Below are 14,808 nucleotides of genomic sequence, written 5' to 3' on the forward strand. Positions count from 1 at the left end.
GCCCTCTGCCGATGGCACACCGGGTCGCCATCAGTCCCGTCGTCCGCTCCATTCGTGTTCTGGAGCGGATGGTCCCGGAGGGGGAATTCCTCCTCAGCTCCGCCCACCACGACTTCCTCAACCCGCGTAACCACCCCGGCGCCTTGAAGAACGAAGCGCTCAACAAGCGCATCGAAGGCTTCGTCGCCTGGGTGAACCGTGAAGCCGTCACCCAAGGACTCCCTGACCAGGCCATTCCCAAGGACCCGCACGGGGCGATTGGCACGAGCCGGTTCAGAAGAACCCTCGCCTGGCACATCGCCCGCCGCCCCGGCGGACTCATCGCGTTGGCCGTTCAGTACGGTCACATGCGCACGGTCCTGGACGCCCGCACGTACAGTGCCAACACCCGTCAAGCGCGGCGACGCAGAGTTCCTTAGCAGCTCGGATTCTGCGTTCCAAGGTCAACGAGGATCTCAGCCCACCCCCCGTCAACCCCGCACATATCCGCAGGTCAACGGAGGCGTGTGCGTTCCCCAGGGCATCCGCCGGCACTGCACGAGAATGGAGGCCGCAGTGGCCTTCGCCCAAGCGCTCAGGCTGCGGCTTCGCCGGGAGTCCCATCCTCCTCGAAGTCGCCCCGCCGATGCTTTGAGCGGTAGGTGCTGTCCGCGGGAAGGTCTTCCCCCGTTGCTTCCTTGTACGCCGCCCTGCGCTCCTCGCTAGCTTGCTGACCGGTGACGAGCTTCACCAGGGTCGCGACTACTTCGTGCCCGACAGGTGACGTGCGTTTCGGACGGTCCGCGTCTTCGAGACCAGGGGACGGCTCGGAATCCTCGGTGACCTCGGTGTCCTGCTTCTCGGCGTCCTGCCCCACGGTGAGCCTGGCGGCGACGACGGCCAAGGCCACGCTGCCAACGGCGCCGCCGACGGCGAGGACCTTCCCCTTGTGCTTCTTGAACAGGTTCTTCGCGTTCTCGGCGAAGGAGGCGGGCTCGCCGTCCTCGGAGGTGGGCCCGGTGGGTGTGGAGTCATTCACCCGCACAGATCTACCGGACGCATCCCTCACCTGTCAGGCAATTCTCCGACATCGCCCGGTCAAGTAGCGGCTCATTGCACCGGCCCCGTTAGTCAGCCTCAGGCGGGATCCATGCGGCGGGTACGAGTGCTTGTCCATCGCGTCTACGCCACCGATGCACGACGTGGTCGCTGAAGGCCGGATCTTCAAGGTCTGCGTGCTCCATGACGATGACCTGTAGTTTCCCGTCGAGCCTGCGGAGCGTCCGGTGGATGGCTTTGAAGATGTTCAGAAGCAGGATCCGGTCGTCACTCTCAAGCACCTCTTCGCCAACGTGATCGGGTGGAAAGTACACCTGCGAGGGTTGGTCAAGAATGAGCACGCCTGGCACGGGGTTGTCGTTCTCGGCGAACCACTCGTGCAGGCTGAGGAGCGTGGCCACGTGGTACCCGAGATGGTTGTCTCCGCTGCCCATATCCCTCAGGGGCACCGGCCCCTCTACGGTGTCAGCCACCACGGTGAGGCGGTTGACATCGAGGCGAATGGGCGAGCTGGAGTGTTCCAGGGCGAGTTCCTGGGCCTTTTTCCTGATCTCCTGGTTGATCAGTGACAGGAAGCTGGTCAGGCGGTCTCCTTGGACATCTTCGCTGAGAAGCGTCTCCAACTCGGCAATCCGTGTCCGGAGTTCTTCGGTTCGATCTTCCATCCTAGGGCCGACAGCGAGTTGGGCCGCCGTGTCCAGGTAGAGGCTGATACGGCCCTGCACGATGGCAGCACGCCGTACGTCGTCGGGCTCTTGGTCGAGGGTCCTGGACGCTGCAGTGACCTCGTTGATCTCTTCCTGATTGCGGGCGAGTTCCGAGCGGAGTTCCTGTAGCTGGCCCTCTTCGTGGCTGATCATCCGTTCGATGGCAGGCGTGTCGCTGCCGATGGCGTGCAGGTCGCCTTGGAGATGGAGGAGGTCGGTGGTCAACGCCGTGACGGTGGCATGGGCGGATCTGACCGGGCTGTCGCAGACCGGGCACTGTTCAGCAGCCGATGCCTCTGGATCACGCTTCAGCAGGCCAAGGGTGGCCAGCCGAGCGCGCTGCTCGTTGGCTTGGTCGGTGAAGTCGCTGTTCTCCGCCAGGGCGGCCTTGAGGTCGGCGATCCGGACCCGTGCTCTGCTGGCCCGACCGCGCAGCTCGCCACGGTAGGCGCGCAGCTCGGTGAGAGGGTCGTCGGTCCTGTCCGGACCCGGCTGTGGGCCCCTGCGGAGGAGTGCCTCACGCAGAAGGCGTAGGACGCCTTCTGCGGTCGCCTCGTGGTCGGGGGCAGGGTCCAGGAGATGGGCTTCGATGGCCTCGGTGAGTAGGGCCTGGGCCTGGCCGGCAGCAGGCGCGAGGTTATTCGCGATGGCCAGCTTGGCTTCGTGGTCGGACAGATCCCGGCGGGCGAGGCGTAGCCGGTTGCGGAGAAGTGCCTGCTCACGGTCTGTCGCGCCAAGGAAGTAGGGGATGACGCCCCGGATGGTGTTCGGCCTCCACTCTTCGCCTTGAGAGTGGAAGAGCACATCTTCGTTGGCGATCTCGTTCTGGGCTTGGAAGCAGAAGAACAATGCATGCCTGACGGAGGGCGCGATGAGTGTTGCGCGACCGACGGCGGGAACGCGGATGTTGCGGTCGATGCCACAGAAATCGCTCAACAGGCCCTTGGCGACGTCCCTCGGTGTGACGAAGCGAAGCTCGTCCAGGGGCGGCGGCGGCGAACCGGGCGTCTGCGAGAGGATGCACAGGACGGTGCTGACGCCCTTCTTGCTTTCCGGGGCGCGACGGGCGACGAAGAGCTGCTCTCCGGGCTTGACGAGGGTGATCGCGAAGGCGCTGACGTATTCACGGACCTTGCCGGACTTCACTGGATAGTCGGAACTGGCGAGGCAGTAGTCGATGATCGTCAACAGGGCGCTCTTCCCGCGGCGGGAGTCGCCGGTGACGATATTGAGACTGCCAGGCTCGAAGGGCACGGTGTGCACTTGGCCGGGCTGCTTGCCATAGATGGTGACCGCTTGGATCTGAAAGGTCACGGCTTGACTCCGAGGAGGGTCAGGACGGTGCCAAGGCTGCCGGTGCTGGGGATCCAGCGTCCGAGCATGAGGGCTGCCTGTTGGATGGCTACGGTCTGTGGTGTGCCCCCGCTGGGGGTTTTGGCCAGAGCGCGGGGCACGGGGATGAGGCCGGCGGCCGTGCAGTGCAAGACGCGGGACTGAAGGGCGAACAGGAGACCCGGCTTGACCACGGCGGCGAGGAGCGCGGCGTTGCGGGACATCTCGACGCGCACGTGCTCGTTCGCTTCGAGCCACCCCATCAGCCCAGTGCCAGTCGTTGCTGGCAGTGCTGCCCGGATGGCGGGCTGCAAAGCCATCACACTGGCTGTCACAGCTACGGGAAGCGGGCAGGCGGCGGCGTATCCCTTGTCGTAGCCCTGGACGGCGCGGATGCACAGGACCGCGGTGAAGGCAGGGTTGTATAGGGCACGTTCCTCACGGCTCAGTTCCATCAGCGGGCCCGGGCCGGCTCAAGAAGCTCCATGAGGCGTGCGGAGAAGTCCGGGTGCCATCCAACTTTCAGTTCGTCGGCGAGGATGTGGTAGGAGCCTTTGGTGACGAAGACTTCGTCGCAATCTGCGCGAATCGGGAAGCGGGCCTCACGATCGACCCAGCGGTAGATCAGTTTGGCCTCTTTCTTCTTCTCCTCCTCGGTAGCCTCGAATCCGAGGTCCTCCGCCATCTCGGCGAAGCGAGACTGCCACTCCTCGACGAGCCTGCGCTCGTACTTTCCAAGCTCGCCCGCGCGCAGCAAATTCTCGGCGGACCAGCGGGAGCGCTGGGTGAAGGCACGGACGTAGTCCCTCACAGCGAGACCGACCCGCTCATCTCCGACACCGATCAGCTTGAGCTGACGGACGAACCTCTGGTCGGCTGAGTGGGAGGCGTCGGAAGTCATGTCGTAGATGTCGTGGTCGATCGGCAGGTTGTCGTAGCGGAACTGTCGCTGCAGGTCGGAGAGCCGCTCATCGAATTCGATGCCGGTGACCGGACTTCCTCCTGGTACCTGCATCTGCTCGATCACACGGTCGTAGAACCAGCCTTCCAGCCTGGCGAGGAAGGCCTTCGCCGCATCGTGGCCGACCGCGAAGGCGGCGAGGCCCTTCAACGCGTCTCGGACCTCGGTGATGTCCTGAGTGCCGCCGAGGACTTCGATGCGGGAGATCAGGGACCGCTGAAGCGGTCTATCCCCCAGGTCTAGATCATCGAACGCCGCAAAACACTTCGGAAGAGACCCCTTCTTCGCCTTCGAAGCCTTACGGGCCTCGCGGAGCAAGTGCAGAGCGTGGTCTTCGTCGCGATGCTGACTACTTCGAGGCTGAAGGCAGAAGGCTGCGCTGCCTTCCGGGAGCTCAGCCGTCGTCAGCAGGAACAGCTTCGTCTCAGCAAGCGCGATCCGGCTGGACTTGGCGGCCTCCGCCCAGATCCTCAACGTCTTCCAGAGGTCCTCGGACAGGTCGGTCATCCGAACGCCCTCGGCGCGCTGCTTGAGCTGGATCAGGCGTCTATCCGGGCCCCGTTGGATTTCGATGTCGTCAGCTGCTTCGACCGCAACGTTCCAGTCCATATCGGCGCCCATCCACTGCTCGATACAGATGTGCAGCGCTTTCGCGAACTGAAAGAGGTACCCGAGTGCCGACGCCGACGCCTCAAACTGCTCACCCGTGTCTGCCATCGCCACCCTCTCCCCCAGACCGACCCAGCGATCATTCCACGGTGGTGACCGCGCGCACATGGCTATGCGCGAGAAGAACAGCGCATTAAGGCGAAGACGACCACTTCACCTGGGCGACCCGGCACGTTGGCCTCTCCTCGGGCCACCAGCCGCGAGGATCCCAACCTGAACACACTCACTTGACAGAAGGCAGCCCGCTCCGCGAGGTCGCTGCCGACCAGGACGTCATCGTCACCCCGGGCGCCGACGCCCCTCTGACGATCATCGACCTTCAAGCCCGCCACACTCCTGCTGGAGACGAAGGACAGCAAAAGCGGCAAGCTGCTGCCCGGATCCACCGTCAACATCGGCACCGGCGACAACACTGTCCTCACCTTCACCACCGGCTCCAACGGCACCGCCAAAACTCTCGTCCAGGCGCTTTGTAGGAATCCGACAACATCTCAGCCCGCTCCACATGCACCCCGGCCACCGCCGCTGCACGCCCGCTGCACAAATGGCCACCGCTCGGCCACCGGAGGCCCCTGAATGCCGCCCCGCGAGGGGGCCAAGGACAGCCCAGAGACCACAGAAAAGGAAAAACCCCAGGTCACGGCGAGTGAGTCCTGGGGTTTTCCGGAGCCGCCTTCGGGATTCGAACCCGAGACCTACGCATTACGAGTGCGTTGCTCTGGCCATCTGAGCTAAGGCGGCGCGCCGTTCGCACCATGGTGCGGTCAGCAACGTCGGTAAGTCTACACAGTTTCGGAGGGTGCTCCGAACACCCCCCGGAGGCCCCCGGAGAGGCCTCCGCACCGGTGCCCGTGCCCCGCTACTCGCACCGTTTCCCCACCGCAGGAGGGGTCCCCCGGAGCAGATACGTGTCGATCGTGTCGTCGATACAGTCGCTGCCCCGCCCGTACGCCGTGTGTCCGTCGCCCTCGTACGTCAGGAGGCGGGCCGAGGACAGCTGACGGGAGAGCGACTGGGCCCAGCGGTACGGGGTCGCCGGGTCGCGGGTCGTGCCGACGACGACGATCGGGGCGGCACCCTTCGCCTCGATGCGATGCGGTTCGCCCGTCGGCCGCACCGGCCAGTACGCGCAGCTCAGGGAGGCCCAGGCCATGACGTCGCCGAAGACCGGGGACGCCTTCTCGAAGGACGGCAGCGCGTCGCGCACCTGGTCGGGGGTGGTGTACGCCGCCGGGAGGTCGAGGCAGTTCACTGCCGCGTTGGCGGACATCAGGTTCGAGTAGCGGCCGTCGGCGTCGCGCTCGTAGTAGCTGTCGGAAAGGAGCAGCAGGCCCGCACCGTCCCTGTCCCGCATCGCCGAGGTCAGCGACTCGCGCAGTTGCGGCCAGGTGCTCTCGTCGTACATCGCGGCGATCACGCCGGTCGTGGCGAGGGCCTCGCCCAGCTTGCGCCCGTCCGCGTCGCCCGTCGGGATCGACGACCTGTCGAGACGGTCGAAGAACGCCTTCAGGTTCGTACCGACCTCGCCCTCCTTCGTACCGAGCGGGCAGTCCGTCTGCCGTACGCAGTCCTTGGCGAACGCGTCGAAGGCCGTCTCGAAGCCCGCCGTCTGGTCGAGACTCAGCCGCCGCGCGGACAGGGAGGGGTCCATGGCGCCGTCCAGAATCAGCCGGCCCACACGGTCCGGGAAGAGCCCCGCGTACGTCGCCCCGAGGAACGTTCCGTAGGACGCCCCGACGTAGGTCAGCCGCTCGTCGCCCAGCAGCGCCCGCAGGATGTCCATGTCCCTGGCCGCCTCCACCGTGGACACGTGCCGCAGCAGACCGGGCGAGCTGCTGCCACAGCCCTCGGCGAACTCCTGGTACGCGTCGACCAGTTGGTCCGCCTCCCGTTCGCTGTCGGGAGTCGTGTCCATCTGCGTGTACGCGTCCATCTCGCGGCCGTCCAGACACTCGACCGGCTCGCTGCGGGCCACCCCGCGCGGGTCGACCGCGACGATGTCGTAGCGCGCGCGAACCTGCGCCGGGTATCCGATACCCGCGTACGACTGCACATAGCCGACCGCCGATCCGCCCGGTCCGCCCGGGTTCACCAGCAGTGAGCCGAGCGGCTTGCCCGCGCCCGTGGCCTTTCTGCGGGACACAGCGAGCCTGACGTCACCGTCCGCCGGAGCCGCGTAGTCGAGGGGTGCCTTCATCGTGGCGCACTGGAAACCGGGCACACCGCACGACCGCCAGCTCAGCTTCTGCCCGTAGTACCGAGCGAGGCCGGCCGGCGTGGCCGACGCACTCGCCACACTCGTGGCACTGGTCGAACTCCCCGTGGAACAGGCGGAGACGAGCAGCGCGGCCACCGCGAGCAAGGACCAGGCCGGACGAGGTGTACGCCTCATATGCATTCCGCGAGCGTAACCCTGGGGAACCACGCGAATACTCTCCGTCCACGATATGACCCGTACGAGTCACCGGTTGCGAGCTCCTGGCTACGGGATACCGGCTACGAATCGCCCGTCACGCCAGACACCCCGAGTGTCCCTCCCGGTGACGACCGTCAGCCTGCTCTCAGCGCCAGCGTCATCGCCTCCACCGCCAGCAGCGGCGCCACGTTGCGGTCCAGGGCCTCGCGGCACGCTGCGATCGCGTCGATGCGGCGGAGCGTCGACTCGGGTGAACCGGCGCGGGCCAGCCGCTCCAGGGTGTCCTCCGCCTCCGCGTTGGCGATCGCCAGACGGGAGCCGAGCTGGAGGGCGAGCACGTCGCGGTAGAACCCGGTGAGGTCGATCAGGGCCAGGTCGAGGGTGTCTCGCTGTGTACGCGTTCTCCGGCGCTTCTGGCGGTCCTCCAGCTCCTTCATGACGCCCGCCGTACCGCGTGGCATCCGGCCGCCCTGGGCCGCTCCGAGCGCTGCCTTCAGCTCCTCCGTCTCCTTCACGTCGACCTCCTCGGCGAGCTGCTTGGCGTCCTCCGACGCCGCGTCGATCAGCTCCTGGGCCGCCTTCAGACAGCCGCCGACGTCCTCGACGCGCAACGGCAGCCTGAGGACGGCGGCCCTGCGCTCCCGGGCCCGCGCGTCCGTGGCCAGCCGACGGGCACGGCCGATGTGGCCCTGGGTGGCCCGGGCAGCGGTGTGTGCGACGTGCGGCTCGACACCGTCCCGGCGGATGAGGATGTCGGCCACCGCTTCCACCGGCGGGGTACGCAGGGTGAGGAGACGGCAGCGGGAGCGGATCGTGGGCAGCACGTCCTCGATGGACGGGGCGCACAGCAGCCACACCGTGCGCGGCGCGGGTTCCTCGACGGCCTTGAGCAGGACGTTGCCCGCGCCCTCCGTGAGGCGGTCCGCGTCCTCCAGGACGATGACCTGCCAGCGTCCGACGGCCGGCGACAGCTGGGCCCGCCGGACCAGGGCGCGGGTCTCCTTGACGCCGATGGAGAGAAGGTCGGTGCGGACGACGTCCACGTCGGCGTGGGTGCCGGTCAGGCTCGTGTGACAGCCGTCGCAGAATCCGCAGCCGGGGGCTCCGCCGAGGGCGCGGTCGGGGCTCACGCACTGGAGCGCGGCGGCGAAGGCACGGGCCGCCGTGGACCGGCCCGAGCCGGGCGGGCCGGTGAAGAGCCAGGCGTGCGTCATCTTCGACGCCTCGGGCTGGGGCTCGCCCGCGGCGACGGCGGTGACCAGGGCGTCGGCATCCCGCGCGGCGGCCTCCAGCTGCGCGCTCACCTTCTCCTGACCCACCACGTCGTCCCACACCGGCATGGGAGCACCGCCCTTTCATCACGCCATCGCGTCAGGCCGATTCGTCACGGCTTGCCCGCGGAACCCATTGTGCGGGTCCCCACTGACAACAGACTCCACGGACAGCCGGGCTTCACCGACGGCCGGGTCAACAGGCAACGAGCGCCCGCCTCAGCGACGCCGCCCGCCCCGCCCCCGCCCCTCGTCCCGGTCGTCGTCCGAGTGGGGCCCCAGCAGTTCGTCGGCCAGCGTCGGCAGGTCGTCCAGCGGAGTCTCCTCCGCCCAGTCGGAGCGCGGACGCCGACGCGGGATGCCATCGGCGTCGACCTGGGGCAACTCCCGCGTCCGGTCCTCACCGGCCCCGGTGTGCCCGTCCGCACGCTCGTCCCGGAAGAACCCCGGGGGCACGCGATCCGCAGACGCACCGTCCTCCCGTACGGCGGGCAGCACAGCCGTTTCATCGGCCGCACCCGGAACCACGGGCGGCAGCACAGCCGTCTCATCCGCCGCACCCGGCGGCACCGACGGCTTCTGCAGCTTGGCCGTCAGCTCGGAATCGGAACCGGAGGCGGATCCACCGGACCGACCGCCACCCCCAACCCCAGCCGTACCCGCACCCGCACCCGCACCCGCACCCGCAGCATCAACCGCGGAAGCCGCCGCCGCCGAAGCCGCGGCGGCAGCCGCTGCTGCCGCCGCAGTCGCCTCCGCGACCCGTCGGCGTTCCGCCTCAGCCCGTACGAGCGCTTCCTCGGCCTTCCGCTGCTTCTCCAGCCGGCGTTCCTCAGCCTCCGCGTGAATCCGCGCTTCCTCCTCGGCCTGCCTGCGTCGGCGGTCCTCGTCGGCCTTGCGACGGGCCTCGGCCTCCGCGCGGGACTTCTCCTCCGCGAGCAGCCGTACCTGCTCCTCCTCTGCGCGGCGGCGCGCGTCCTCGGCCCGCTGCCGGGCCTCCTCCGCCTGGCGTTCGGCCTCGCGGCGCTGCGCCTCCTCCAGCTCGCGGCGCTTGCGCTCCTCCTCCTCGGCGCGCAGCCGGGCCAGCGTCTCCTGACGCTCGCGCTCGACGCGCTCCTCCTCGGCCTTGCGCGCGGCCTCCTCCTCCGCCTTGCGCCTGGCCTCCTCCTCGGCCGCCTTGCGGGCCTCCTCCTGGGCCTTCACCTCGGCCTCGGAGAGGGGCAGCAGCAGGTCGAGCCGATGGCGGACGACCGCGGTGACGGCCTCGGGCTCCTGGCCCGCGTCCACGACCAGATAGCGGCCCGGGTCGGCGGCGGCCAGCGTGAGGAAACCGGACCGCACACGCTCGTGGAACTCGGCCGGCTCCGACTCCAGCCGGTCCGGCGCCTCCGTGAACCGCTCGCGGGCGGCCTCCGGGGAGACGTCCAGCAGGACGGTCAGATGCGGGACCAGACCGTCGGTCGCCCAGCGCGAGATACGCGCGATCTCGGTCGGGGAGAGGTCCCGGCCGGCGCCCTGATAGGCCACCGACGAGTCGATGTACCGGTCGGAGACGACCACAGCGCCCCGCTCCAGGGCAGGCCGTACGACCGTGTCGACGTGCTCCGCGCGGTCCGCCGCGTACAGCAGCGCCTCCGCGCGGTGCGACAGACCGGCGCTCGACACGTCAAGGAGAATCGACCGCAGCCGCTTACCGACCGGGGTCGCCCCCGGCTCTCGCGTGACCACGACCTCGTGGCCCTTGGCCCTTATCCACTCGGCGAGCGCTGTCGCCTGGGTGGACTTCCCGGCCCCGTCGCCGCCCTCCAGGGCGATGAAGAAGCCGGTCGCCGCCGGCGCCTGCGCGGGGTCGTCGCCGCCGCGCACCGCGTCCCTCAGGTCGTGCCGCAGCGGTACGCCGGAACGGTCGTCGACCTTGGCGAGGACCAGCGCGGCCACCGGCAGCAGCAGCGCGCCCACCAGCATCAGCGTGAACGCGGCGCCCCCGTGCGCGAAGACGAACTTGCCGTTCTCCAGGCGGTGCGGGCCGATGAGGGCCGCCACCAGGGGGGCGATCAGCGCGGCCAGCGCCACAGACACCCGTACGACCGCGTGCAGGTGCTCGGTCAGCCGGGTCCGGCGCTGGTCCTCGGTCTCCTGGTCGAGCAGCGTGTGCCCGGTGTTGGCGGCGACGCCCGCGCCGATGCCCGCGAGCCCGACGATCAGCAGCACCGTCATCACGTCCGCGACCAGCCCGGCGGCGAGCAGTGCGACCCCGGTGAAGGCGATGGCCAGCGCGAGCAGCCGGCGCCGCGACAGCGCCACCAGCACCTTCGGTGCCGTACGGATACCGATGACCGTGCCGCCGGTCAGCACGAGGACCAGCAGCCCGTACAGCACCGGGCCACCGCCCAGGTCCTTCGCGTGCAGGACGGCCACGGAGACGGCCGCCGCGACCGCGCCCGAGACGGCCGCGCAGGCCAGGACGAGCAGCGGGATCGCGCCCGTACGGCCCGTCTCGGCGGCGGTGCCGGACTTGGGGCGTCGCAGGCCTTCGAGCGGTGACCGCGCGCGCGGGGTGCGTGTGTCGGGCAGTTCGAGGTAGGTGAGCACGGACAGCGAGGCGGCGAACAGCCCGGCCGCGACATACGACCCGAAGGCCGCCTGGTGCCGGCCGAACCACTCGATGCCGGTGCCCAGCAGGTTGTTGACGAGCCCAGCGACGAGGAGCGCGGCGCCCGCGAGGGGCAGCGTGACAAAGGTCGTACGCAGGGACAGGCGCCGCAGGGCGTCCATGTGGTCCGGCAGCGGGCGGACCGTCGCCCCCTCCGGGGGAGGCGCGGGCAGCAGAGCGGGCGCCGCGCCTTCCCGGCAGACCGTCCAGAAGCGTTCGGCCACTCCGATCACGAAGGCGGTGACCAGGAGGACGGCGAGAGCGTTCTCCGGCGTCCAGTCGATCCAGAGGGGCGCGATGATCATGAGTATGGTGCGCAGGCCGTCGGCGCCGACCATGGTCCAGCGGCGGTCGAGCGGGCCCTCCTTCGAGGTGAGCGACGTGAGCGGGCCGAGCAGGACGGCGCCGAAGAGCAGCGTGGCCAGAACCCGTGCCCCGAAGACGGCCGTCACGGCGAGCGCCACGCCCCGGTAGCCGCCGCCGAACGAGCCCTCGGCGATGGCCGCCTGGAGGACGAGCACCACCAGGACCAGCAGCGCGAGGGCGTCACCGACACCGCCCACCAGCTGCGCGCTCCACAGCCGCTTCAGCTGGGGCCGGCGCAGCAGGGCGCGGACGGCGCGTTCGCGGGAGTCCGCGACCAACGCGTCGTCGGGGGCCTGGGGGATGGCCGTTGGCTGCTCTGCTGGCGTCATGCTTTCAGCCTATCGGCAGCCACCGACAGCCCGAAGTGGCCGTCCGGACGTACGACTGCCCCGACACCAAATGGTGTCGGGGCAGTCGTTTCGCGAAGTTCGTGCGAAGGCGAAGTGAAGACCGGCGAAGACCGGTCACCACGATCGGCCGCGACCACCCGCGGGTGTCGTCGCGGCCGACGGGCTCACTCCTCGCCCGTGACCCTCGCAGCGGTCGCCTTCTTGGCCGGAGCCTTCTTCGCAGCCGTCTTCTTCACGGCCGCCGTCTTGGCCGCAGTTGTCTTGGCCGCCGTCGTCTTCTTGGCCGCCGCGGTCTTCGTCGCAGCTGCCTTCTTGGCGGGGGCCTTCTTCGCCGGCGCCTTCTTGGCGGTCTTCTTGACGGGCGCCTTGGCACGCTTCTCGGCGAGCAGCTCGTAGCCGCGCTCCGGCGTGATCTCCTCGACGCTGTCACCGGAGCGCAGGGTCGCGTTGCTCTCGCCGTCGGTCACGTACGGCCCGAAACGACCGTCCTTGACGACCACCGGCTGCCCACTGACCGGGTCCGTGCCCAGCTCCTTCAGCGGCGGCTTGGCGGCGGCCCGGCCACGCTGCTTGGGCTGGGAGTAGATCTCCAGCGCCTCATCGAGGGTGATCGTGAAGAGCTGGTCCTCGGTCTGCAGGGACCGCGAGTCCGTGCCCTTCTTGAGGTAGGGCCCGTAGCGCCCGTTCTGCGCGGTGATCTCCACGCCCTCCGCGTCCTTGCCGACGACCCTGGGCAGGGACATCAGCTTGAGCGCGTCCGCCAGCGTCACCGTGTCCAGGGACATCGACTTGAACAGCGAGGCCGTACGCGGCTTCACGGCGTTCTTGCCCGTCTTCGGGGTTCCCTCGGGGAGCACCTCGGTGACGTACGGGCCGTAGCGGCCGTCCCTGGCGATGATCTGGTGGCCGGACTCGGGGTCGGCGCCCAGTTCGAAGTCACCGCTCGGCTTGGCGAGCAGTTCCTCCGCCAGTTCGACGGACAGCTCGTCGGGAGCGAGGTCCTCCTGCACGTCCGCGCGCTGGTGGTTCTCGGAGTCCTTCTCGCCGCGCTCGATGTACGGGCCGTAGCGCCCCACGCGCAGCACGATGTCGTTGCCCACCGGGAACGACGACACCTCGCGGGCGTCGATCGCGCCCAGGTCGGTCACCAGTTCCTTGAGACCGCCGAGGTGGTCACCGTCGCCGTTGCCCGCCTCGGCCGCGCCGCCGACGGCGGGGGCACCATTGGCGCCCTCGCCGAAGTAGAAGCGCTTCAGCCACGGCACGGACTGGGCCTCGCCGCGGGCGATGCGGTCGAGGTCGTCCTCCATCCGGGCGGTGAAGTCGTAGTCGACGAGCCGCCCGAAGTGCTTCTCCAGGAGGTTGACCACGGCGAAGGACAGGAAGGACGGCACGAGGGCCGTGCCCTTCTTGAAGACGTAACCGCGGTCGAGGATCGTCCCGATGATCGACGCGTATGTCGACGGGCGGCCGATCTCGCGCTCTTCGAGCTCCTTGACCAGCGACGCCTCGGTGTAGCGGGCCGGGGGCTTGGTGGCGTGCCCGTCGACCGTGATCTCCTCGGCGGACAGGGCGTCGCCCTCGTTCACCTGGGGCAGGCGCTTCTCGCGGTCGTCGAGCTCGGCGTCCGGGTCGTCGGCGCCCTCGACGTACGCCTTCAGGAAGCCGTGGAAGGTGATCGTCTTGCCGGAGGCGTTGAACTCGGCGTCACGGCCGTCGGCGGCCCTGCCGGCGATCTTCACGGTGACCGAGTTGCCGACCGCGTCCTTCATCTGGGAGGCGACAGTGCGCTTCCAGATCAGCTCGTAGAGCCGGAACTGGTCGCCGGTCAGGCCCGTCTCGGCGGGGGTGCGGAAACGGTCGCCCGAGGGGCGGATCGCCTCGTGCGCCTCCTGCGCGTTCTTGACCTTCCCGGCGTACGTCCGCGGGGACGCGGGCAGGTAGTCGGCGCCGTACAGCTGGGTGACCTGGGCACGGGCGGCGTTGACCGCCGTCTCCGACAGGGTCGTGGAGTCCGTACGCATATAGGTGATGAAGCCGTTCTCGTACAGCTTCTGCGCCACCTGCATGGTCGCCTTCGCACCGAAGCCGAGCTTGCGGCTGGCCTCCTGCTGGAGCGTCGTCGTACGGAACGGCGCGTACGGCGAGCGGCGGTACGGCTTCGACTCGACCGAGCGGACGGCGAAGCTGGTGTCGGCCAGGGCGGCGGCCAGGGCGCGGGCGTTCGCCTCGTCCAGGTGGAGGGTGTTCGCGCTCTTCAGTTGTCCCACGGAGTCGAAGTCGCGGCCCTGCGCGACCCGCTTGCCGTCGACGCTCGCGAGGCGGGCGACCAGCGTCGAGGGGTCCGACGAGTCCCCGGCGCGGCCGGTCGCGAAGGTCCCCGTCAGGTCCCAGTACTCAGCAGAACGGAAGGCGATGCGCTCGCGTTCCCGCTCCACCACGAGCCGGGTCGCGACGGACTGGACTCGGCCGGCCGACAGCTTCGGCATGACCTTCTTCCAGAGGACCGGCGAGACCTCGTAGCCGTAGAGACGGTCGAGGATGCGGCGGGTCTCCTGGGCGTCGACCAGCTTCTGGTTCAGCTCGCGCGGGTTGGCGACGGCGGCCTGGATCGCGGCCTTGGTGATCTCGTGGAAGACCATCCGCTTGACCGGGACCTTGGGCTTCAGGACCTCCTGGAGGTGCCACGCGATGGCCTCGCCCTCGCGGTCCTCATCGGTTGCGAGGAAGAGTTCGTCGGAGTCCTTCAGCAGGTCCTTGAGCTTCTTGACCTGGGCCTTCTTGTCCGCGTTGACCACATAGATGGGTGCGAAGTCGTTTTCGACGTCCACACCGAGGCGGCGCACCTCACCGGTGTACTGCTCGGGCACCTCGGCGGCGCCGTTGGGGAGGTCGCGGATGTGCCCGACGCTCGCCTCGACGACGTATCCGGGGCCCAGATAGCCCTTGATCGTCTTCGCCTTGGCAGGCGACTCGACGATGACGAGTCGGCGGCCGCCCTGTGCGGTCTCGCTGGTCGGGGACAACTTCGCTCTTCTCTCCGGT

General features: G+C 68.9%; 9 protein-coding genes, 1 tRNA gene and 1 pseudogene. 2 read left to right on the forward strand and 9 right to left on the reverse strand.

Going from position 1 to position 14,808, the window contains the following annotated elements; all coding sequences use genetic code 11:
* Positions 1-11: 11 nt before the first annotated feature.
* Positions 12-419, forward strand: a complete 408-nt coding sequence (locus tag OG241_RS25335) for a hypothetical protein (protein ID WP_405818161.1) — start codon at positions 12-14, stop codon at positions 417-419.
* Between the two features lie 155 nt (positions 420-574).
* Here the strand turns inward: OG241_RS25335 and OG241_RS25340 are convergent, their stop codons facing one another.
* From OG241_RS25340 to OG241_RS25355, 4 genes are all read right to left on the reverse strand, one after another.
* Positions 575-1,018 (reverse strand): hypothetical protein, encoded by a 444-nt coding sequence (locus tag OG241_RS25340; RefSeq protein WP_405818163.1) that lies wholly within the window; start codon positions 1,016-1,018, stop codon positions 575-577.
* Between the two features lie 88 nt (positions 1,019-1,106).
* Entirely contained in the window at positions 1,107-3,059 is a 1,953-nt protein-coding gene (locus OG241_RS25345) for a DUF3732 domain-containing protein (protein ID WP_405818164.1), read from the reverse strand.
* Entirely contained in the window at positions 3,056-3,532 is a 477-nt protein-coding gene (locus OG241_RS25350; RefSeq protein ID WP_405818166.1) for a three component ABC system middle component, read from the reverse strand. The genes OG241_RS25345 and OG241_RS25350 overlap by 4 nt, the downstream gene beginning before the upstream one ends.
* The gene (locus tag OG241_RS25355) at positions 3,532-4,755 is read right to left on the reverse strand and encodes an ABC-three component system protein (RefSeq protein WP_405818168.1); all 1,224 of its coding nucleotides are present in this window, start codon (positions 4,753-4,755) and stop codon (positions 3,532-3,534) included. Before OG241_RS25355 ends, OG241_RS25350 begins: the two co-directional genes overlap by 1 nt.
* 188 nt (positions 4,756-4,943) lie before the next feature.
* Between OG241_RS25355 and OG241_RS25360 the strand changes: the two are divergent.
* A pseudogene (locus OG241_RS25360) lies at positions 4,944-5,157 on the forward strand (hypothetical protein); the annotation flags it as partial.
* A gap of 217 nt (positions 5,158-5,374) precedes the next feature.
* Here the strand turns inward: OG241_RS25360 and OG241_RS25365 are convergent.
* The 5 genes from OG241_RS25365 to topA all read right to left on the reverse strand — a co-directional run bounded on the left by OG241_RS25365 (position 5,375) and on the right by topA (position 14,789).
* A tRNA-Thr gene (locus OG241_RS25365) sits at positions 5,375-5,448 on the reverse strand.
* A 118-nt stretch (positions 5,449-5,566) separates the two neighbouring features.
* Entirely contained in the window at positions 5,567-7,105 is a 1,539-nt protein-coding gene (locus OG241_RS25370; RefSeq protein WP_405818169.1) for an alpha/beta hydrolase, read from the reverse strand.
* 152 nt (positions 7,106-7,257) lie between these two features.
* Positions 7,258-8,463, reverse strand: coding sequence for a DNA polymerase III subunit delta' (locus tag OG241_RS25375; protein WP_405818171.1), 1,206 nt, complete (start codon positions 8,461-8,463; stop codon positions 7,258-7,260).
* A gap of 150 nt (positions 8,464-8,613) precedes the next feature.
* Positions 8,614-11,742 (reverse strand): dTMP kinase, encoded by a 3,129-nt coding sequence (tmk, locus tag OG241_RS25380; RefSeq protein WP_405818173.1) that lies wholly within the window; start codon positions 11,740-11,742, stop codon positions 8,614-8,616.
* A 185-nt stretch (positions 11,743-11,927) separates the two neighbouring features.
* On the reverse strand, positions 11,928-14,789 hold the full coding sequence (gene topA / locus OG241_RS25385; RefSeq protein WP_405818175.1) for a type I DNA topoisomerase: 2,862 nt from the start codon (positions 14,787-14,789) through the stop codon (positions 11,928-11,930).
* Positions 14,790-14,808 lie beyond the last annotated feature (19 nt).

Source organism: Streptomyces sp. NBC_01390, from assembly GCF_045040105.1.
Classification (GTDB): Bacteria; Actinomycetota; Actinomycetes; order Streptomycetales; family Streptomycetaceae; genus Streptomyces.